This is a genomic window from Marinomonas phaeophyticola (assembly GCF_026966905.1).
Taxonomy (GTDB): Bacteria; Pseudomonadota; Gammaproteobacteria; order Pseudomonadales; family Marinomonadaceae; genus Marinomonas; species Marinomonas phaeophyticola.
The window spans coordinates 122,735-142,380 of record NZ_JAPUBN010000019.1; the positions used below are offsets into that span (position 1 = coordinate 122,735).

Annotated in this window: 20 protein-coding genes and 1 pseudogene; 12 read left to right on the forward strand and 9 right to left on the reverse strand. The window is 38.9% G+C overall.

Annotated elements, in window-relative coordinates; translation table 11 throughout:
* Position 1: 1 nt before the first annotated feature.
* Positions 2–969 (reverse strand): annotated as a pseudogene (locus tag O1D97_RS14670) (AAA family ATPase).
* A 126-nt stretch (positions 970–1,095) separates the two neighbouring features.
* Here O1D97_RS14670 and O1D97_RS14675 point away from each other — a divergent pair.
* Both O1D97_RS14675 and O1D97_RS14680 read left to right on the forward strand, forming a co-directional pair.
* Entirely contained in the window at positions 1,096–1,317 is a 222-nt protein-coding gene (locus O1D97_RS14675) for a DUF2835 domain-containing protein (protein WP_269126765.1), read from the forward strand.
* A gap of 91 nt (positions 1,318–1,408) precedes the next feature.
* Positions 1,409–2,446 carry a quinone-dependent dihydroorotate dehydrogenase gene (locus tag O1D97_RS14680; RefSeq protein WP_269126767.1) on the forward strand — a complete coding sequence of 346 codons (1,038 nt, stop codon included), beginning with the start codon at positions 1,409–1,411 and terminating at the stop codon, positions 2,444–2,446.
* 100 nt (positions 2,447–2,546) lie between these two features.
* Here O1D97_RS14680 and rmf read toward each other — a convergent pair whose 3' ends face one another.
* Positions 2,547–2,756, reverse strand: a complete 210-nt coding sequence (rmf, locus tag O1D97_RS14685) for a ribosome modulation factor (RefSeq protein ID WP_269126768.1) — start codon at positions 2,754–2,756, stop codon at positions 2,547–2,549.
* A gap of 125 nt (positions 2,757–2,881) precedes the next feature.
* Between rmf and rlmKL the strand changes: the two genes are divergently transcribed.
* The 3 genes from rlmKL to O1D97_RS14700 all read left to right on the forward strand — a co-directional run bounded on the left by rlmKL (position 2,882) and on the right by O1D97_RS14700 (position 6,422).
* Complete coding sequence (rlmKL, locus tag O1D97_RS14690) at positions 2,882–5,092, forward strand: bifunctional 23S rRNA (guanine(2069)-N(7))-methyltransferase RlmK/23S rRNA (guanine(2445)-N(2))-methyltransferase RlmL (RefSeq protein WP_269126770.1); 2,211 nt, start codon at positions 2,882–2,884, stop codon at positions 5,090–5,092.
* A 77-nt stretch (positions 5,093–5,169) separates the two neighbouring features.
* Complete coding sequence (gene purU / locus O1D97_RS14695) at positions 5,170–6,027, forward strand: formyltetrahydrofolate deformylase (protein ID WP_269126772.1); 858 nt, start codon at positions 5,170–5,172, stop codon at positions 6,025–6,027.
* 134 nt (positions 6,028–6,161) lie between these two features.
* Positions 6,162–6,422 (forward strand): formyltetrahydrofolate deformylase, encoded by a 261-nt coding sequence (locus tag O1D97_RS14700; RefSeq protein WP_269126774.1) that lies wholly within the window; start codon positions 6,162–6,164, stop codon positions 6,420–6,422.
* 78 nt (positions 6,423–6,500) lie between these two features.
* On the opposite strand, the gene O1D97_RS14705 is transcribed toward O1D97_RS14700, so the two are convergent.
* Complete coding sequence (locus O1D97_RS14705) at positions 6,501–7,568, reverse strand: DUF3549 family protein (RefSeq protein WP_269126776.1); 1,068 nt, start codon at positions 7,566–7,568, stop codon at positions 6,501–6,503.
* A gap of 64 nt (positions 7,569–7,632) precedes the next feature.
* On the opposite strand from O1D97_RS14705, the gene O1D97_RS14710 reads away from it, so the two are divergent.
* The 4 genes from O1D97_RS14710 to can all read left to right on the forward strand — a co-directional run bounded on the left by O1D97_RS14710 (position 7,633) and on the right by can (position 10,496).
* Positions 7,633–7,974, forward strand: coding sequence for a YqcC family protein (locus tag O1D97_RS14710; protein WP_269126778.1), 342 nt, complete (start codon positions 7,633–7,635; stop codon positions 7,972–7,974).
* Entirely contained in the window at positions 7,971–8,909 is a 939-nt protein-coding gene (locus O1D97_RS14715) for a DUF1853 family protein (RefSeq protein WP_269126780.1), read from the forward strand. Before O1D97_RS14710 ends, O1D97_RS14715 begins: the two co-directional genes overlap by 4 nt.
* A 106-nt stretch (positions 8,910–9,015) precedes the next feature.
* A complete protein-coding gene (locus O1D97_RS14720) occupies positions 9,016–9,876 on the forward strand; it encodes a putative RNA methyltransferase (protein WP_269126782.1) in 861 nt (286 codons plus the stop codon).
* The gene (gene can / locus O1D97_RS14725) at positions 9,876–10,496 is read left to right on the forward strand and encodes a carbonate dehydratase (RefSeq protein ID WP_269126784.1); all 621 of its coding nucleotides are present in this window, start codon (positions 9,876–9,878) and stop codon (positions 10,494–10,496) included. Before O1D97_RS14720 ends, can begins: the two co-directional genes overlap by 1 nt.
* 128 nt (positions 10,497–10,624) lie before the next feature.
* On the opposite strand, the gene O1D97_RS14730 is transcribed toward can, so the two are convergent.
* Together O1D97_RS14730 and O1D97_RS14735 are read right to left on the reverse strand one after the other, a co-directional pair.
* Positions 10,625–11,578, reverse strand: coding sequence for a LysR family transcriptional regulator (locus tag O1D97_RS14730; protein WP_269126785.1), 954 nt, complete (start codon positions 11,576–11,578; stop codon positions 10,625–10,627).
* Positions 11,579–11,721: 143 nt separating this feature from the next.
* Positions 11,722–12,912: an AGE family epimerase/isomerase gene (locus O1D97_RS14735; protein ID WP_269126786.1), complete on the reverse strand. Its 1,191-nt coding sequence runs from the start codon at positions 12,910–12,912 to the stop codon at positions 11,722–11,724.
* Positions 12,913–13,053: 141 nt separating this feature from the next.
* Between O1D97_RS14735 and O1D97_RS14740 the strand changes: the two genes are divergently transcribed.
* Positions 13,054–14,301, forward strand: coding sequence for an ROK family transcriptional regulator (locus O1D97_RS14740; protein WP_269126788.1), 1,248 nt, complete (start codon positions 13,054–13,056; stop codon positions 14,299–14,301).
* A gap of 216 nt (positions 14,302–14,517) precedes the next feature.
* On the forward strand, positions 14,518–16,032 hold the full coding sequence (locus O1D97_RS14745; RefSeq protein ID WP_269126790.1) for a TyrR/PhhR family helix-turn-helix DNA-binding protein: 1,515 nt from the start codon (positions 14,518–14,520) through the stop codon (positions 16,030–16,032).
* A 79-nt stretch (positions 16,033–16,111) separates the two neighbouring features.
* Here O1D97_RS14745 and O1D97_RS14750 read toward each other — a convergent pair whose 3' ends face one another.
* Both O1D97_RS14750 and O1D97_RS14755 read right to left on the reverse strand, forming a co-directional pair.
* Entirely contained in the window at positions 16,112–16,273 is a 162-nt protein-coding gene (locus O1D97_RS14750) for a hypothetical protein (RefSeq protein ID WP_269126792.1), read from the reverse strand.
* Between the two features lie 179 nt (positions 16,274–16,452).
* Complete coding sequence (locus O1D97_RS14755; RefSeq protein ID WP_269126794.1) at positions 16,453–17,277, reverse strand: HAD family hydrolase; 825 nt, start codon at positions 17,275–17,277, stop codon at positions 16,453–16,455.
* A 206-nt stretch (positions 17,278–17,483) separates the two neighbouring features.
* Here O1D97_RS14755 and O1D97_RS14760 point away from each other — a divergent pair, with 206 nt between their 5' ends.
* Positions 17,484–17,693 carry a DUF1289 domain-containing protein gene (locus O1D97_RS14760; RefSeq protein ID WP_269126795.1) on the forward strand — a complete coding sequence of 70 codons (210 nt, stop codon included), beginning with the start codon at positions 17,484–17,486 and terminating at the stop codon, positions 17,691–17,693.
* Here the strand turns inward: O1D97_RS14760 and O1D97_RS14765 are convergent.
* Both O1D97_RS14765 and O1D97_RS14770 read right to left on the reverse strand, forming a co-directional pair.
* Positions 17,690–18,040 carry a HopJ type III effector protein gene (locus O1D97_RS14765; protein ID WP_269126797.1) on the reverse strand — a complete coding sequence of 117 codons (351 nt, stop codon included), beginning with the start codon at positions 18,038–18,040 and terminating at the stop codon, positions 17,690–17,692. The genes O1D97_RS14760 and O1D97_RS14765 overlap by 4 nt on opposite strands.
* A gap of 51 nt (positions 18,041–18,091) precedes the next feature.
* Positions 18,092–19,294 (reverse strand): Bcr/CflA family multidrug efflux MFS transporter, encoded by a 1,203-nt coding sequence (locus O1D97_RS14770; RefSeq protein ID WP_269126799.1) that lies wholly within the window; start codon positions 19,292–19,294, stop codon positions 18,092–18,094.
* Positions 19,295–19,646: the final 352 nt, after the last annotated feature.

Sequence of the window (19,646 nt, forward strand, 5' to 3'; positions counted from 1 at the left end):
CCTATATTACAGGAACTCTGTCAAGGAGTTGGTTAAGGATATCATCCGTTGTTAGTCCCTGAGCTTCTGCTTCAAATGAAGGCAAAACCCGATGTCTAAGCACACTATGAGCAACGGCCTTAACATCATCAGGAGTGACGTAGTCTTTTCCGTGAAGCAAGGCGTGAGCTCTGGCACATCGGTCTAGCGCAAGCGTTCCTCGAGGACTAGCGCCAAACTCGATTAAATTGAGGTGTTCATTTTGCTTAGTTGAATGCAAGTAATGTTCAGAATGACGAGTTGACATAATCAACTGAACTATATATTGCTCTACTGATTCAGCCATATATAAACTAAGTGCCTGTTTACGAAGTAATAAAATATTGTCCGTACTGCAAACGGGCTGAGTTATGGCTTTCTCGGCACTTTCTACAGACCTAACTCGACGTAGAATTTCTAGCTCTTCTTCAGCGTTAGGATAGTCAACTTTGATCTTCATAATGAAGCGATCTAATTGTGCTTCAGGAAGAGGATAGGTGCCTTCTTGCTCAATTGGGTTTTGAGTGGCGATAACAAAAAAAGCTCAGGTAGTTTGTAGCTTTTGTTACCAACAGTGACTTGCCTTTCTCCCATGGCTTCTAATAGCGCAGATTGAACTTTGGCTGGAGCCCTATTTATTTCATCTGCTAGTACGATATTATTCATGATCGGGCCAGGGATGAATTCAAATTGACCTTTTTCTTGTTGGTATATATCTGAGCCAGTTACGTCTCCTGGTAGTAAGTCAGGCGTAAATTGAATGCGTTGGAATTGGCTATCGATACTATTAGCCAGCGCTTTTGCTGCAGTCGTTTTAGCAATTCCCGGAGGGCCTTCAAGTAAAACGTGTCCATCTGCAATTAACGAAATTAATAGGTTTTTGATTAAGTTACTTTGGCCAACAATGGTTTTGTTGAGTTCGTCCTGTAAAGTGCGAATTAAAGCATCCATTAACGCAATATTCCTCATATTTCTGTTATTAAAACGGGAGACACAATATAATAAGTCATCTTAATAGATTAAAAATAGATAAAACAATACAGTAAGTGTAAGAGAAGCGTAAGAAAGGGTTTTTAGATGGCAAAAATAGTACTTGATATAAGCGTTTCAGCATTTAAATTTAAAGACATGTACAAGGGTACGGCAAAAAACTTGATTGCTAAGAGCAGGGATGGACGCAATGTTCAGTTACCATTAGCTGTATTCAAATCATTTCTAACTCATCAAGGCATTTACGGCACCTTTGAAGTTGAGTTTGATGAGAATCGTAAGCTAGTGGGCGTTAATAAAGTTCGTTAATATTACAGGGTATTTGCTAATCCAATACCATATAAAATTGTTAATAAGTTACTGTTTTTTTGATTGTAATTACCAAAAAGAGGATAGATAAATGTACAACCTAGCTCGCTCACTACTGTTTAAATTAGATGCTGAGGTGTCTCATGAACTCTCTTTGGAATTACTTGCTGCAGGGCAACGGTTAGGCATAAACAAACTTTTTGTTGATACTATACCGTCTGTTTCGGTTGATGCGATGGGATTAACTTTTCCGAATGCGGTTGGTTTAGCCGCGGGCCTGGATAAAAATGCCGATGCATTTGAAGCAATGGGGGCGTTAGGGTTTGGCTTTGTGGAAGTCGGAACAGTGACTCCCAAAGGCCAGTCAGGAAACCCTAAACCAAGATTATTTCGACTACCTGAACACCAAGCGATCATTAACCGAATGGGCTTCAACAATAAAGGTGTTGAGCACATGGTTGGGCAAATAAAACAACATAATTATAATGGTATTTTGGGTGTCAATATTGGTAAAAATTTGACTACGTCAGTAGAGGATGCCGTAAACGATTATTTGTCTTGTTTACATGCTGTGATACCTTATGCGGATTACATTACCGCTAATATCAGTTCTCCTAATACCCCTGGGTTACGTAGTTTACAATTCGGTGAAAGTTTAGCTGAACTCATCTCTCCACTAGTTGAAGCTAGAAACAGATACTTTGATGAACATGGTAAAAAGGTGCCTTTAGCTGTGAAAATTGCACCGGATATGTCTGCTGACGAAATCCGCCTTGTTGCCGATACTCTACATGCTCAAGGTGTAGATGGCATTATTGCCACTAATACAACTCTATCAAGAGAATCTGTAAAAGGGCATAAGCGAGCAGATGAAGCGGGTGGGTTAAGCGGTGCGCCTGTACGTGATGCGTCGACAGAAGTTGTGAGGGTATTACATGACCACTTGCTAGACAGTCTTCCTATCATTGGAGTTGGTGGCATTATGAATGGCAAAGATGCCGTTGAAAAGTTGGAAGCAGGGGCGAAGTTAGTCCAAATTTATTCCGGATTTGTATATCGTGGCCCAGACCTAATTCGTGAAGCTATTGAAAACACATCTGGCTATATTAGAGAGAATTCGAATAAGTAATAATTTATGGTCATCTTAACCAAGTAAACTGCTGTCGGTGTCGTATTAAGATCGTACTTTACATGGTTAAGATGAGTATAATACAAATATTTTAAAAGGGTTAACTGGCAAAGCTTGCTGCTTTGTGAGTGCCTTCTACTGAGGAAAAACCGTTCCACATATCTTCTCGACCTTCTCTCCAGCCTGCTAGCCAGTCAAGACGAGCCTGTTCTGAGAATTGATCAGATAGACCTTTAGAGCGCCCAGCCATTCCTGCTCGGTATCCTCTAGTGTAAGCTCTTTGGTGGATGTCACGTTTTTGTTTCTTCATAAAAGAAATCCTCTTTCAATGTATTATCGTTATATGAACGATTAACAAATAGTTTAGGTTTCAGTCTTTGTCTAAAAATACTTTGATCTAAAAAAACTTTAATTTGTACAAAAAAGTAATTAAAAATGAATACAGTTACCAGCACAGAAACAAACTCTCAGCCTTATCAATTGGAGATTACTTGCCCATTAGGTATGGAAAATGTTCTAGAACAAGAACTACATGCCCTTGGACTAGTAGATACGCGACTGGGTGAAGCTCAAGTAAAGTTAAATACGGACCTTGAGGGCGCTTATAAAGTGTGTCTTTGGTCTCGTGTTGGTAACCGAGTTATGTTGCCATTGGCTCAATTTACAATGACATCAGCTGATGAGCTTTATGATGGTGTTAAATCAATAGATTGGCGTTTGCATTTAAATGAATCCGCCACTATTGCAATTGATTTTCATGGTACGAATGAGAGTATCCGGAATACTCAGTTTGGTGCTGTTAGGGCAAAGGATGCCATAGTTGACTATTTCGTTGAACGTACAGGTGATAGACCTAGTGTAGAGAAAACCCAACCTGATGTGAGAATTGCAGTACGTCTTAAGCGAGACGTTATGACCGTAAGTTTAGATTTATCTGGTGATAGCTTACATCGCCGAGGGTATCGTCAGAGCGGTTCTTTTGCTCCTTTAAAAGAGAATCTTGCCGCAGGTTTGTTGTTACGTGCAGGGTGGGGAACAGAAGACACATTTAAACAGCTTGTTGATCCCATGTGTGGTTCAGGTACTTTTTTAGTGGAAGCCGCGATGATCTCACTTAATATGGCTCCCGGTTTACGTCGGAGTTATTGGGGATTTAAAGGATGGCAGCAGCATGACCATAGAATGTGGCAGCGTCTAAATGATGAAGCAAAAAATAGCAAGAAATCATTTGATGAAGTCGGTATCACCTTTACCGGTACAGACATTGAACAACGAGCTATAGCCGCCTCGAGAGAAAATATCAAACGAGCGGGTTTGACAGGGTATATTGATGTAAATATGTCTCCGTTTCAGGATCATAATTTTAATTTAAGTGATATTCCTGGGCTAGTTATTACGAATCCCCCTTATGGTGAACGTCTTGGTGAAGAGATGGCGTTGATGTCTCTTTATCGCCAATTAGGTGAGTGGGTAGTGAACAATTGTAATGGATGGCGATTTTTCATGTTAACGAGCATGGAAAATTTAGCAAAACAGATCCCGATTCGCCCTGATAAAAATACCCGTGTTATCAACGGTGGTATTGAGTGTCGCGCTTATCGTTTTCCAGTAGAAGATAAGTTTATTAAGCACGATGTGGTCTCGTCAGCGATATTAAGTTCAGGCTCCCAAATGTTTGCTAATCGTTTGGCGAAAAATGCTAAAAAAATGCAAAAATGGGCAAAAAAAGCAAAAATTTCTTGTTATCGAGTTTATGATGCTGATATGCCTGAATACGCAGTAGCTATTGATATCTATGGCGATTGGGCTCATGTACAAGAATATCAAGCACCAAAAAGCATTGACCCAGCCAAAGCTCAGCAACGCTTGTATGATGTGATTGCCGCTGTACCTTCAGCATTGGGTATTCCTGAGTCTCAGGTGGTGTTGAAATATCGCCAACGTCAGTCAGGTAAAGGGCAGTATGAAAAACTGGATACGTCTAAGCATGAAATGACGGTATCCGAATATGACTGTGACTTTATTGTTAATTTAAAGGATTATTTAGATACAGGTTTGTTTTTAGATCATCGCCCAGTACGAAAACTCATTCAGCAAAAAGCCAATGGAAAACGTTTCCTTAATTTATTCTGTTATACCGCGACGGCTTCTGTTCATGCTGGTCAAGGTGGTGCGCGATCTACGTTAAGTGTCGACATGTCAAATACGTATACTGAATGGTCCCGTAGAAATATTGAATTGAATGAATTCTCAGAAAGAGATCATAAAGTGGTGAGAGCGGATTGCTTTGAATGGCTACGAACCAATGAAGAAAAATTTGATCTTATTTTTATGGACCCACCAACATTTTCAAACTCTAAAAAAATGGCTGAAGTATTAGACATTCAAAGAGATCATGTTGACTTGGTAAATCTTGCAATGGATCGTTTGGCTGAAGGAGGCGAGTTGATATTTTCGAATAATTATCGTCGCTTCCAATTGTCAGAAGAAATAGAAAATCGTTATGAAGTTGAAAATATAACGAAAGAGTCTATTGATTTAGATTTTGAGCGTAATACTAAGATTCATCAATGTTGGATTATTCGACATGGTGAGGAAAAGCAATCTCGAATCTCTAATATGGATCTCTTCTCATCAGATTTTTAAACGATTCCAGATAAACACTATTTTGAGTTGAAAACAGCAGTTTAGTTAATTTGTTTTAAAGGTTTATAAGTAAAAGTATGAAAAAAACGATTCGTCTTATTATTAGTTGTCCTGATCAAGTTGGGATTGTCGCTGCAGTAAGCCAATTTTTAAATGAAAGAAATGGTTCTATACTAGAAGCGAGTCATCACACAGATCTTGACCAAAAACGTTTTTTTATGCGTCATGAAATAGATGCGTCGACATTAAATATCGATGTGGATGAATTTAGAGCTCAATTTGGCTCGATAGCCGAAGAGTATCAAATGGATTGGTGCGTTTCTGATAGTACAGAAAAGCCAAAAGTTATACTGTTAGCAACGAAGGAATCTCATTGTCTTAATGACATAATGCATCGTTGGCATACTGGTGAATTGGATTGCGAAATTGTAGGCGTTATTGCTAATCATGAAGATCTTCGTTCAATGGTAGAATGGTATAAAATCCCTTATCACTGTGTTGTGGTGCCAAGGGAAGATAAAATGCCGGCATTTAAAGAAATGGAGCGATACATTGATGAGTCTGGAGCCGACACCATTGTCTTGGCTAGATACATGCAGATATTCCCTGAATATTTATGTGAAAAATATAAACATAAAGTCATCAATATACATCATAGCTTCCTACCTTCTTTCGTAGGTGCTAAGCCTTATCACCAAGCAGCGGTTAGAGGTGTGAAGCTTATAGGCGCGACTTGTCATTATGTGACGGCTGAGTTGGATGCGGGTCCAATTATTGAGCAGGATGTGATTAGGGTACGCCACAGCCATGCCGCTGAAGATATGGTGCGTTTAGGTAAAGATATTGAGAAACTCGTCCTTTCACGAGGGTTGCGCTTGCATCTTGAAGGCCGAGTATTAGTTCATGGGAACAAAACCGTTATTTTTGATGCCTAATCATTTTTGGGGCAATACCACCATAAATAATTGAGACTTTAAAGCCAGAGAAGAGTAAGACGACTTTGTTTATTGAAAATATTGTCTATAGTTAATGAAAGTTATTTTATAAATGTTGGCCGGGAGGTTGAATTATGAAACTTAAGTTAACACCCACTCAAAACCTTTGTATAGGTTTTCTAGAATCTGGCTTTAAAGTGGTTCAAATTGATGATCACTTTTATTTTATGAAAGGGGATCGTAAGCAAAAAGTCCTATCGAAAACATTAGATGCTTTGGTAAATCGTGGAGCGTTAGAGCATAAGGTAGATGGAGATTATGAGCTTAGCGAAGCCTTTCTAGAATATCGTAAGCAAATGCGTTCACCATTAAAAAGTCCTCAAGTGCACCATTAAAAAAAAGACCTTCTCTTACGAAGGTCTTTTTTTGGTAGGGCGTTTATTTACGGTAAACTTATCGATATTTAAAATTTATTATTGCAGTGTTTGACTAGGCGTCTTGCTAAACAAATGGGCGACAGCTTGAGCTAAGCGTGGGCTAATGTCATTGCTTTTGAATAAAACCCATAAAGGTTTTTTCACATTTTGGGTATGGGTTAATTCCGTCGAAATTTTACTAAAGGCATGAAAAGCATCATCTCGTTGTGCTAGGTTCTCCATGACAAGGTGAAGTAGTTCAGTATCATTTGCTAGCCAATGGGGGCATTTTGCAACTAAAGCGACAATAAGGTGCAATTGGTCGTCGGTCGCGTTTTTTTCCGCACTGACAAGTGACAGTTGTAAAATCTGACTTAATCGCTGGTGGCCATTTGAGCGAGAGGCGGCCCTAATTAATGAGGCTTTGAAATCAATATCAATGGATTGACGGAACTCGGCAATAATGAACTGTAGGTAATCTTCATCCAGCTCTTGATGCTCTAATGCTTTAGCAAGTGCTGTTGCTAATGTAATTGGTGCGTGTTGTAAGGCTTTTTTTATTAAAGGGCGATAGCTGTTTTCTGCTGATCTAACCGCAAGGTCAGCGATGCCTTGTAGTCCAATCTCTTCCCAGTGATTATCTTCTCTAGTTATGCTTCCAGAGAGATAGTCTATTAATTGATTGAAGTAGTGGGAAGGGCTTTGTTTCATCTGTTTTGCTAACATTGCGTGGAAGCTTGCCATACGTTCCGTATCCGGTTGGAAGGCATATGGATTGTCCGTTAATGCTTCCGATAAATCCGTACTATTGCCTTTATTTAGAATCTTATCGACAATCGATTTGATTAGATGATCGCGAGTTCCTAGGTTAATGCTGCCTTTTTCGTCTATTGGCAAGCGAATAAACCAAATGCTCATATCTGCTTGGGCTTTACTATTGATGGGCTCTAAAACAATGGCAAAGGTTGCTTGCTGTCTAAAGGGAAAAGGGTAGGCAGACTGCTTCCTGTCAAACTGCATCACCTCTTGAGGTGTTAATTTTCGGATATGCCTACCTAAATCAAAATAGGTTGCTTTACATTGTGCTAATTCAAATAAATCAGATAAAGATTCTATGGATCTCATTGTGTTCTCTGTTCCAGTGCAAGAAATTGGGCTAATCTTACCGTTTTTTAAAGGAGAAATCAGGTTGGAAACGTACCATAAACTTGCCGACTTATTACTTGAACTTGAAACGGTTCTGAGAAAAATGGATTTGTGGGAAATGGAAGTGCCAACAAAAGAGGATTTATTAAGCCAAGAACCATTTTGTATTGATACGCTCAGTTTTTTACAATGGTTAAAATTTATTTTATTACCCAACTTTAAAATGATGATTGAACAGTCCGTACCATTACCAACACAGTGTAATATATCACCAATGGCGGAAGAGTATTTCACGGGTGAGACATGGAAGCATCGGCAAGTTAATTCGATCATTCAATCTATTAAAGACATTGATGAACTGCTTTCATCTACTGATAACGTATGAGTATTGCAATCGTGTCCTATAAACATCAAGAGGTTAATGATTTAGCTTGGATTTTTTCGGCCCCTATGATTGTGGCTGACCTCGATCTACAGCGTTATTGGGTAACTGATGTTGCATCTCAATTAAATCAATTAGATCGCTTTCCAGCACCATTGTTAGCGTCGTTGGGGGAGTGTAAATCACATTTTCTAGGGGCATACTTTGAGGTGTTATTTTCTTTTGCCATTCGCCAATTTTCTAGTTTAGAAGTTATTTTTGAACATCAGCAAATCATGAATCCAAACGGTACGACACTCGGAGAAATTGATATGTTGGTGAGAACGCCAGAAGGCTATGTTTTGCAATTTGAAATTGCTTTGAAATATTTCCTGGAAGTTGAGCAGGGTCAAAAAAAAGAATGGATAGGACCAAATAAAACAGACAGTTTGAGCAAAAAAACGCATAAGGCTCGTACAAAGCAATTAGCGATATTGGACACGCCATCAGGCCAAGCATTACTTCATCAATTAGATATTAAGCAGAAAGTTAAACCTGTGCTGCTCATTTTCGGCTACCTTTTTGATCAATGGCGCTCTTTTTCTATGGATCAAGGTACCGAAAACAGTCAGTATTATGAAGACATGGACGCTAGAAGTAAGGTCTACTGGCTCAATATGGCGCAATTTAAGGCTACCTATTTTGACAGTTATGTTTTTTGTGAACTAGATAAAGCGAAATGGGTTTCTTATAAATTAATCCAACCTAGTGACATCTTAGCATTTGACGAAGTGCGTTTAAGTTTAGAAGAATCTTTTAAGATGGATGTTCGTCCTAAAATGTTTTTTGCCTGGGAAAGAGTAGAGCAAAAAACGTTAGAATCACGCGATGTTAGTGAGAATCGCATGATAATGCCTGAATCCCCCCTACGTGTCTTCGTTGTTCCTAATGGGTGGTAAGCGACACATAGAGAATTGTCTTTAGTGAGGAGTAAACCAATATCAAATTTCCTTGTTAATTATCTGACTTGTCCCTAGACTATATAAAAAATATTTTGGAAGAAATGTGTCTGTTTTAAATACTCTGTTATGCCCTTTAGATAAGCAGCCTTTGGCTCAAGAAAAGAGAAGTTTAGTGTGCCCTGTAGGACACAGTTTTGATTTAGCAAAGTCTGGCTATGTCAATTTATTACCTGTTCAAAATAAGCGTTCAAAAGACCCTGGCGACAGTAAAGAAATGGTGTCGTCTCGAATAGCTTTTTTAGCGTTGGGTCATTACCAACCGATCGCCGACAGTATCGCTTCATATGTGTTAAACCTATTTTCATCCAAGCAATCAATTAGTGTGTTGGATGCTGGTTGTGGTGATGGATACTATTTAAAACGGCTTGATGATGCATGTACTGCGAATGATCATGTTGTTGACTTTATTGGTCTGGATATTTCCAAATGGGCAATCATGGCTGCGAGTAAAGGGTCTTCATCTATTCGCTGGGTTGTAGGTAGTAATGCGGCCATTCCGAGTCTAAGTAAGAGTTTTGATGTAGTGACCTGTTTGTTCGGTTTTCCTATGTTTTCAGAATTCAGTCGGGTGTTGAAAAGTCAGGGGATCTTACTCATGGTTGATGCGGCAGCGGATCATCTGATTGAGCTACGAAAAATTTTATATCCTGAAATCCGTTTATATGAGGATGGCTTAGCCGTAGGAGTTGACGGTTTTTCTTTGCTTGATGAGCAAAATTTACAGTTTGCTTTTACATTAAAGTCACAGCAAGAGATTCAATCTCTATTGTCTATGACACCTCACATACATAAAGCACCTTTTGAAGGTAAAGAAGCCTTGAAACGTGTTGAAAGTCTAGAGTTAACCGCCGATGTGAAATTGCGTTGGTATGTTAAAAATACCGTTATTACAGAGAATGATTAATGACTAAGTTAGTTGAGTTGTTTAACAACAATAGAAAATGGGCGGCGAAAGTAAATGAAGCCAATCCTGAGTTTTTTTCTACCTTATCGAAGCAACAACAACCGGAATACTTATGGATAGGCTGCGCTGATAGCCGAGTTCCTGCAAATGAAATAGTGAATCTTCTTCCTGGTGAAATTTTTGTGCATCGTAATATCGCGAACCTAGTAGTTCATTCTGATTTGAATTGCCTATCTGTCATTCAGTTTGCCGTAGATGTACTAAAAGTAAAACATATTATGGTGGTAGGTCATTATGGTTGTGGGGGGATTAAAGCGGCTTTAGAATCGGATAAACATGGTTTAATTGATAACTGGCTCGGACATGTAAAGGATGTTTATCGCTTTCATAAGGATAAAATGGATTCAATTACGGATCATAAGGAACGTTGTGATACCCTGTGTGAGCTGAATGTAATTGAACAAGTGGCTAATGTTTGCCAAACCAGTATTTTACAAAATGCTTGGAGTAAAGGACAAAATGTTCAAGTCCATGGTTGGATCTACAGCATTGAAAATGGCATTATCGACGATTTGAATGTGAGTGTTGCGGGTGCTGAAGAAATGTCCTCTATTTTATAGCCTCTTACATGAATAATTAAATTTGGCCTATATCGACAATAGAGAATAACGAGCTTACTCTAACAAACAATAAGCGACATACTCATAGTTTGTTAGAGTGAAGACGATCTTAAATCGAATGCTTTCTTCTAGAACTTATTTGTTTCTGCGATAACATTAGCACATTGAGAGATGGTTGATCTTAACCACATATGACCAGGATCATGTTGTAATAATGGGCTCCAAAGCATTTTTAGCTCTACTGGAGGGATTTCAAACGGTGGCTCTAATAGAACCACATCATCTGTGTTTTCCATTAAGCGTGTTGCGAGTGAAGGCAGGGTTACAATAAGTCCAAGCTGCTGAGAGGTTCGCATAGCCACATTGTAGTTTCTAGTAAAGAGCCGAATGTTGCGCTTATACCCTAAATTTGCAAGAGTACTGTCTACCCAGCCAAGTTTTTGAACTTCTTCAGGTTGAATGCCTACTCCAACCCCAAATCCTGTTTTGCTTACCCAGACATGCTGAGCCTCAAGGTAGGCTTCAAGAGTAAAGTTTTCTGCGTAAGCACTGTCTTTCGGAACCAAGCAGGAAAATCGATCTATCCAGACTGATTTTTGGTGAAAGGATTGAGGCAATGCATCAAAGCGGTTAATTACTAAATCAACTTTACCTTTTTCGACATCGTGAAAATTCACGTCACTAGGATTCATTACATCTAAAATTGCATTTGGTGCCCCAGCCTGAATGCGTTCCATTAGAGGAGGAATCAGTGTGGCCTCAGCATAATCACTGGCCATAATACGGAAGACTCTAGTGCTGGATGCTGCATCGAAATTTTGACCGAGATGCAATACTTCATCAACAGATTGTAGGATGCTTTGAACTCGTGGTTGTAATTGAGTGGCTAAAGCGGTTGGCATCATGCCATCACTTGTTCTCACTAATAATGGATCATGGAACAAATCTCTTAATCGTCTTAAACCATTACTCATCGCGGGTTGGGTGATACCAAGTTGGTTTGCGGCGTGAGTGACATTTTGTTCACGTAACAAAGAATCTAAGTAACGTAATAAATTAAGATCAACCTTATCAAGTTGCATTGTTTTTTTCCCCATTTGTTATGGGTGGCATAATACTGTATTTCAGCGTATATGAGAAATGAGCAGAGAGAATCTTTGAAGAATTATTGCGATGTATCAATCTGCAATAACGCTTCAAAGGGGATTTAGGCGCTTATTTTATTCTAGTTTTTGGTACTCAGTAATTTAATGACTTCGTGGCAAGCGCCCATTGTATGGTAGTCTGTTTTCCCCGCTGGGCTTTTACAGTCGTCAATGGATTGATTGTCTTGGGTGAGAATGCGGAACCAAGCCCCGTATTCATGATCAATCATATTATTCCAGCTATAGTCCCATAGGGCATTGTATTTATCCCAATAGGACGAGTCATTGGTTGCTTGAGCTAACCACGCCGCGGCAGCAAAGGACTCAGCTTGTACCCAATAATACTTTTCTCCGTCACAAACCTTCCCTTCAGTATCATAACCGTAGCATAATCCGCCGTGAGTATGGTCCCATGCATACTTCCAGGCTAAATCAAATAGTTGCTTAGCTTTCTCGACCATCCAATCTGTGGTTTGCCTGTTATTGAGCATTATCAGTAATTTGCACCATTCAGTTTGGTGGCCCGGTTGGAAACCCCAAGGTCGAAACAGATTCTTTGGATCGTCTTTGTTGTAATTCCAGTCAATTTGCCACTCTTCATTATAATGTTCCCAGACTTGACCATTAGAGAGGTCAGCTTGACGTTGGCAAATGTTGGTTGCAAGTAGTTGTGCTCTAGTGAGGAATTTTTGATCTCCAGTGGCATCAAATGCCATTATCATGGCTTCACAAGAATGCATATTGGCATTTTGTCCTCGGTATGTTGCTACAGTACTCCAATCGCCAGAAATTTCATCTTTGTAGAGACCATCTTTTGCTGACCAAAAGCGCTTTTCCATTAATTCGAACGTCTCTTCAATCCAGGGCTTTGCTTCTAGAGCCCCCGCTTGATAAGCCACGGAATAAGCAAGTAAAACAAAGGCTAGGCCATAGCAATGGTTGGTGACATCTAGGTCTTGATTGCCTTTAAGTAACCAAACATAACCACCATTTTCTGTTAAATGTCTTTCTCGTAAATAGCGTAGCCCATGCTTTACAGCGTCTAGGTATTCAGGTTTTTTATAGGCCTGATAAGCCATTGCATAATTAAAAATGAAGCGAGTACTACTGACTAGATGACGGGTTTCTGTTTCATAAATTTGACCATCATCTTTGAAAAATTGATAAAAGCCGCCTTGCTTATCGATGCATTTTGGATGATAAAACGCCATCGTCTTCTGAATATGTTGATTGAGAAAATCGATAGAAGAAAAATCAGTCGGCTTTTCCATGTTAAGGCTCCAAATTGAACAGTTTTTGAAAAATTTAATGAATAATAGAAAGTTTGTTTAATTAAATCAACTAGATTTATTAATTACAAATCGGTAGCTTAGCTTGCTATTCTTATTAGTAAATTTCTGATGGTATTAAAAATGGTTATGGCAAAATTGAACGGTGCGCCAAAGTGTAGAAAAACCGTTGGCTTGGGCAGCACCTCAGAACAAGGTCGTCTTTATAATGAACGTGTTATTTTAAATATCGTAAGAAAATATCCTGGTATTTCTCGCGTGCAAATTGCCGCTGAAACGGGCCTAAGTGCACAAACAATTTCTGTAATTACATCCTCTTTGTTGGATAAGGGTATGTTGCAAGTCACAGGGAAAGTCAAAGGTAATCGGGGTCAACCTTCTATTATGCTCACCATTTGTGCTGAAGGGGCTTATGGGTTAGGTATTAATGTTGATCGCGATCATATCAGTGCCGCTCTGTTGGACTTTAGTGGTAAATGCATTCTTTTAAAAGAGCACTCCGTTCAATTTCCAACCCAAGAGACGGCACAAAATATAGCATTAAACCTAATCAATGAAGTGAAGCAGATTCTAGGAGCTAAGTGGCCTAGAGTTCAGGGGGTGGGTCTGGCTAAACCTGACTCAATGTCACTATGGCTTGATTCTTTGGTTTTAGAAATAGATCAGAAAGATGACACGATAGCATTGCAACAATCATTGAAATATTGGGAAACGGATGAATTTTCGGTTTGGTTAGAAAATCAAACGGGATTGTCTTGTGTGACGGAGAATGATGCGAATGTAGCCGCGTTGAACGAACTTTTATTCTCGACCAAGGAGAAAAGAAGCAATTTCTTTTATATTTTTATGGGTGCAGCTTGTGGTGGTGGCGCAGTTGCCGATGGAGAATGTTATTCTGGCGCGAATGGAAAAGCTGGGAGCTTTGGTTTAATTCCTACAGCGACCGGTGTTCTAGGAGCACAAATTTTGGAAGTCCTTTCTCTGTCATCTCTTATTCAATTCTTAACCTCCAAAGGAAAGTTGCTCCCTCAAAGCGAAGAAGAATGGGAGGCCACTGATATTCAGTTATTAGCTGCTGAGTGGATTGATATAGTGTGCGTGGAAATTGTACCGGGGATTGTTTCTGTAATCGCTCTGTTCGATCCTGAAAGCATAGTATTTGGTGGACGTCTCCCACAGTTTTTACAAGATAAACTGGTCTCGGTTTTATCTGCGCAGTTAACTCGGTTATGTCCTTTAGGTATGATTATTCCTCCTCTAGCCGTTGCTGAAACGGGTGTTACGGCCGGTATGTTGGGAGCGGCTATTTTGCCGTTATATGATACCTTTGCACCTTATCGTTCCTTGTTACTGGTTAGAGAGGAAAAATAAACGCTCATATTTTATGATACTCCAGTAAGTTTTTTGTTGACAATGTAGCTACTTAATTTGCTTTTAAATGCATTTTTAAGTGATATTGTCATACGATAATGTGATGTTTAAAAAAAACATAGACAAGAATCTTTGCGTTTGATGTCTATTGAGAATTATCATATAGCGAAATAAAACACCTGGGTTTATACATTAATAATAAGAAAGAGCGGTGTAATGCGTTTAGAAATAGAATGTGAAAGTCGAATAGGGATGGCCCGAGAAGTATTGGATCTATTTATCCCCTACAAAATCAATATAAAAAGGATTGAAGTCGATACAGATCAAAGGCGTATGCATTACGCTTTTCCTGATATACCTTTCGATCAGTTGCAAACCTTACTTGCTGCCATTAGGCGCATTGATGGAGTTGAGGGGGTTAAAACAGTCATGTTTACCCCCTTTGAACAGGAAAAAAACGCCTTACTGACTTTATTAGAAGCCTTACCTGATGGAGTGATTGCGGTAGACCTTCATGGGGTGGTAACCATGGCGACAGAGTCTGCGGTCAGCAGTTTATCTATTAGTTACGATCAGATTATTAATCAACCTTTAAATAAGTTTATAAAAGGCGTTCGCTTTAATTTTTTGGAGATGAGCCAGAAAACGCAACTTCAAAGCAAACAAGTGCGGGTAAACGGTCAAAAGATATTAATGGAAATATTACCTATCTTTGTTCCTGATGAAGAGGGTCAAGCTATTCCAGCGGGCGTAGTCATCAATGTGAAGTCCGCCGCTCGCCTGGATGAACAAACTGCAAGCTTACGTCGATCTCCGAACATTGAATTGAATCTGTCAGATTATCTAACAAATAACATTGCTGAAAGTGACTCAATGAAATGTTGTTTGAAACAGGCCGCAACCATACTTAAATTGGAGATGCCTGTGTTGATTCATGGGGCGACAGGTGTTGGCAAAGAAGATTTGATTAAAGCCATGTATCAGCAATGGTTGGCTGCTCAACATACTGAAAATAGTAAAATTATGTATGTGTCTGGAGAGGATATCAGTAAAGAAAAAATAGAGATGTTTTCTACAGGTTCAGGATGGTGTGTTATCCAATCTCCTGAATCCATCCCGGAAGTGGCTCAAAAAGAGTTAGTCAGATATTTGAAACAACAATCTAATTCTCATATAGGTATGAGGATTATTACGGTTTCTCACTATCCCTTAAGTGAGTTACGTAACGATTGTGGTTTGAACGAAGAGCTGTTCTACCTAATTTCTGCACTTACTTTAAAAGTCCCAGCTTTATCCGAGAGGCGAGAAGATATTCTTGGATTAGCTGAGCTGTATTTGCAGGACGTCGCTACTAGACTAAAGTTGAAAAAGCCAAAGTTAAGTAAAGGTGCTGGCATTAAAATGAAGTTGTATTCTTGGCCTGGTAACTTGAATGAATTTAGAAATGTTTGTTTGCAAGCGGTGGCGCTTAATCATTCTGATGTTATTCAGGTAGACGATCTTAATTATGGTGCTCAAGAAGAGAGACATCAGACGATCGAATTAATAGATGATTCTTTAGATAAAACGATGAAACATTGGGAGGCGAAGTTACTCAAAGATTTGTATCCTAGCTTTCCAAGTAGTAGGCAGCTTGCTAAGAAAATTGGCTTAAGTCACAGTGCCGTCGCGAATAAATTAAGAGATTATGGAATAGGTCAAACTGCGACTGCTCGCAGAAAAGAAGGGTAGCTACCAAAGGCATAAATCTTTTGGGCATTGATTGATATGACGATCAATTAATGCCTCTTATATAAAAAATGAATTATGCTTAAAGTTTATTTGTTTTTCTTTTTATACTTTTTGTTTTTTCTTCTTCCTTAATTTTAATGGGCTTTAGTTCCGTCTTTTCCTGGTGTAAAGACACACTGAGTTCTTTAACTATCCAGGTGATAGATACGCAAACAAATGCAAACAAAATAAATTCAATCATAATATTACTCCAAAGAGTGAGTGTTCATGTAAAAATGCCCTACTTAAAGTATTTAGTAAAGCAAACAATGTTGCATTTTTGTAAAGATGACACAAAGCTTCTAACTTTAATATAAGGGGCCTTCTGTGAATTTCAATGGAAACCTCATATGTTTGCAAATTATCCTTAATATTTACGACTTAGGACAAGTTAAATCGTTCTCTAAGGAAAATTGCCACTCCATCTTCATCATGATGACCAATAACTTTATTTGCGGCGGCTTTTACCAGATCACTAGCATTACTCATGGCATAGGCTTCATCAGCCATTTTAAACATACTTAAATCGTTATCCCCATCGCCAAAGCAAATGATTTTTGAGGCTCCAAGCTCTTCTTTGAGAGAATGAATTGCGGTTCCCTTACAAGCATCCTTATGATGAATATCAATCCAAAATGCATCTTCTTGATAGATTCCACCTCCAGAATAGGCTGATAGGTGTACTGACTTATGTGTTGATTTGACAATTCTGTCCGCGGCCTGAGGTGATGCCATAGCGCTGATATTTGTGATAGAGGTACCTATATGAAGTTTATACAAAGGGTGCAGAATTAAGTCTTCATATCGGCCAAGCTCCCCGAAAATATTATTACAAAGATCACTTTGAAGAGGAGGGTGATAAACTGTTTGATTGCCATCTTCTTCTACGCAAAAAATAAACGGTGTGACTCCTTCTGCTTCGAAAAAGGCTAATGTTTCTTCAATATCTAAACGTGACAATAGATTTCTATGGCGATAGGAAAGTGTTTTAGGGTTCCATTCTTCTATGCCGTTTTTAAAAATTTGAACGGATGAGAAATCATGATTTTGAATGCAAGGCATCGCGGCTAAGCGAGTCCGACCCGTTGCAATAGTGTAAGCGATACCCGCTGCTTGTAGCTTATTAAGCGTTTCGCAAGTAAAAGGAGATAAAGATTGTTGTCGATTGAGAAGTGTCCCATCCAAATCAAATACAACTAACTCCATAAAACCCCCATATGTTTTTATTTGAAAATGTCTAGATCTAGATATTCAGTCTACAAGAGTTCTTTCCGTTTTAATACGTACAAATATAGCTAAATAGAAGTCTAATATAGTGAGTTTATTTGTAGCTAATGGCCAATTTTGATCTATTCTTATCGCTAGGTGGAACGTTTAATGTTAATTATTCGAAAACGATGGGGAGAGTTGTTTTGGCAATACAAAAGACGTCTTGTGTTAGGCGTTGCTGTTTAGATGAAAAAGACGTTTGTATGGGGTGCTTTCGTAATCTAAATGAAATATTACACTGGCATGAGTTTTCTAAAGAAGAAATTGAAGCTGCATTAGGTCGCACAGAGGAAAGGCGTCAAGAATACTTTCGCCTTTTCCCGAGTGCCAAGCTAACATCTAATTCATATTAGGGTTTTGGTGTTAATGCAATCGCTTCAAATTGAACTGCATCCCAACCACCTTCAATAAATTGACGTATGTTTTGATGATCTTGCTCAAGTGGATGCTCTAATACATCCTTACGATAGTAGTCTCCGAACAAGTGTAGCGTTTCTTGCTGACTTAATTGATTTAACATTGCGAAGGCAAGTATTTTACATGATCCGTTATTTTTACCGGCTTCATTTATCTGGGAGCCGTTTACAAATTTAGTTTCTACAAAATCGTACTCTTTATCGATTGTTGATATTGATTGATTGAACGATACTTGCTCTGGATTGGATTTTAGTAATTCAATTAAAGAATCAGTTGTTAACATAGTTCGACCTTAATAAATGAAAATGATGAATAAAATTGAGCGTGTGTTGGGCTAGCCGTCGCCAGAAGTGATCGGCATGGGTATATTTCTAGCGATAAACCAAAAAGAAATAAAGGACAGTATGCCTACGGTCGCCATGATAACGAGCATTGGCGTTACAGTACCGTTATGTAAAACGCTAACTAAAGTGCCACTCAATGCTCCCGCGGCAAAGCGAGTTGTCCCTGCTAGCGCTGTGACACTGCCGTTGTTATTTTCTGCATGACTAAGGGCCCCAGCGACTAAAGTGCTTCCCAAAACCCCTATGGTTCCAATATAAAAGATGCAGGCAACAATGATAACCACAAGAGATGGAGTCGCTGAGAAAGCGAGTACTGCTAATATGATAGAGGCTATTAGCAGTACGATCATGCCTGAAGATGCCATTTTTCGAATGCCAATTCGCCCAACTAATTGACTATTTATGGTTGTAAAAAACATCATCCCAATGATATTGAGTGCAAATAAGAAACCATAGTTAGCTTCGTCAACGCCGTACAACTCGATATAAACAAATGAAGATGCGGTGATAAAACACATCATGCCACTAAAATGGAGTGAGCCAGAGACTATGTGGCTAAAAACACCGGGGTTATTTAATAGCTCCCAATATGTTGTTAATGCTTTTCTAAAAGAAAGAGGTTTTCTTTTTTCCTGAGAGAGTGTTTCCGGTATATTTTTATGAAACAAAATGAAGGTGATACAGGCCATAAGAGCTAAAAAAATAAAGATGTAATGCCAATCAAAGGCAATTAAAATGATACCCCCTAATATTGGGGCGATGAGTGGTGCAATTGCCATTACTAGCATGATATAGGACATGGCTTTTACGAAATCTTCAGCTGAAAAAGCATCCCTTACCAAGGCTGAAACACACACAGCGACGGCGGCTCCTCCGAAAGCCTGCAGGGCTCTACCTGCTAACAACCATTCATAATCTCTAGAAACAGCACAGAGAATGCTACCAAGAAAAAAGAGTATTAAGCCAAAGGTGATGACTTTTTTTCGCCCGTAGGCATCAGAGATTGGTCCGAATATGATTTGGAATGCCGCAAAAATAATCAAGTAAATACTCAGTGTTAACTGAATTAGGTTGATATCGGAATCTAAGCTTTTAGCTATAGTAGGAATAGATGGAAGGTAGGTATCTATTGCTAATGGTGTTAAACCACTGAGCATGCCTAAAATCAAAATTGTAGGAAGAGTCAGTTTCATAATCGGCTCGATTTTTTAAGTGGTGTGTATTATATAGAAACTCTCTTTACTGAGTGTAAGGGAAATGTGCAAATGTTGCTGAAATCAAAGAGAAAATATGAAGTATGTGATTTTATTTACCGAAATGGACTAAACTAGCGCCTAGACAGCAGATGACCCTTTAAGGAGAGAAGTGTTTTCTGATTCAGTATGGGGATGTGAGCTTAAAAGTTAGTAACTAAGAATTATTTACATCTTTTAGCTTAATTTTTCATGTTAGAATTTCATCCATTAATATCCATTTTATAGTTTATCTATTAAGAGACTTGCCGATAACGCAGACTCTTCTATTTAGGTCCATTTGAAACAAGGT

Coding starts and splice junctions, on each gene's coding strand:
- O1D97_RS14675 (WP_269126765.1), top strand. CDS start 1,096: ATGGCAAAAATAGTACTTGATATAAGCGTTTCAGCATTTAAATTTAAA.
- O1D97_RS14680 (WP_269126767.1), top strand. CDS start 1,409: ATGTACAACCTAGCTCGCTCACTACTGTTTAAATTAGATGCTGAGGTG.
- rmf (WP_269126768.1), bottom strand. CDS start 2,756: ATGAAGAAACAAAAACGTGACATCCACCAAAGAGCTTACACTAGAGGA.
- rlmKL (WP_269126770.1), top strand. CDS start 2,882: ATGAATACAGTTACCAGCACAGAAACAAACTCTCAGCCTTATCAATTG.
- purU (WP_269126772.1), top strand. CDS start 5,170: ATGAAAAAAACGATTCGTCTTATTATTAGTTGTCCTGATCAAGTTGGG.
- O1D97_RS14700 (WP_269126774.1), top strand. CDS start 6,162: ATGAAACTTAAGTTAACACCCACTCAAAACCTTTGTATAGGTTTTCTA.
- O1D97_RS14705 (WP_269126776.1), bottom strand. CDS start 7,568: ATGAGATCCATAGAATCTTTATCTGATTTATTTGAATTAGCACAATGT.
- O1D97_RS14715 (WP_269126780.1), top strand. CDS start 7,971: ATGAGTATTGCAATCGTGTCCTATAAACATCAAGAGGTTAATGATTTA.
- can (WP_269126784.1), top strand. CDS start 9,876: ATGACTAAGTTAGTTGAGTTGTTTAACAACAATAGAAAATGGGCGGCG.
- O1D97_RS14730 (WP_269126785.1), bottom strand. CDS start 11,578: ATGCAACTTGATAAGGTTGATCTTAATTTATTACGTTACTTAGATTCT.
- O1D97_RS14735 (WP_269126786.1), bottom strand. CDS start 12,912: ATGGAAAAGCCGACTGATTTTTCTTCTATCGATTTTCTCAATCAACAT.
- O1D97_RS14740 (WP_269126788.1), top strand. CDS start 13,054: ATGGTTATGGCAAAATTGAACGGTGCGCCAAAGTGTAGAAAAACCGTT.
- O1D97_RS14745 (WP_269126790.1), top strand. CDS start 14,518: ATGCGTTTAGAAATAGAATGTGAAAGTCGAATAGGGATGGCCCGAGAA.
- O1D97_RS14750 (WP_269126792.1), bottom strand. CDS start 16,273: ATGATTGAATTTATTTTGTTTGCATTTGTTTGCGTATCTATCACCTGG.
- O1D97_RS14755 (WP_269126794.1), bottom strand. CDS start 17,277: ATGGAGTTAGTTGTATTTGATTTGGATGGGACACTTCTCAATCGACAA.
- O1D97_RS14765 (WP_269126797.1), bottom strand. CDS start 18,040: ATGTTAACAACTGATTCTTTAATTGAATTACTAAAATCCAATCCAGAG.
- O1D97_RS14770 (WP_269126799.1), bottom strand. CDS start 19,294: ATGAAACTGACTCTTCCTACAATTTTGATTTTAGGCATGCTCAGTGGT.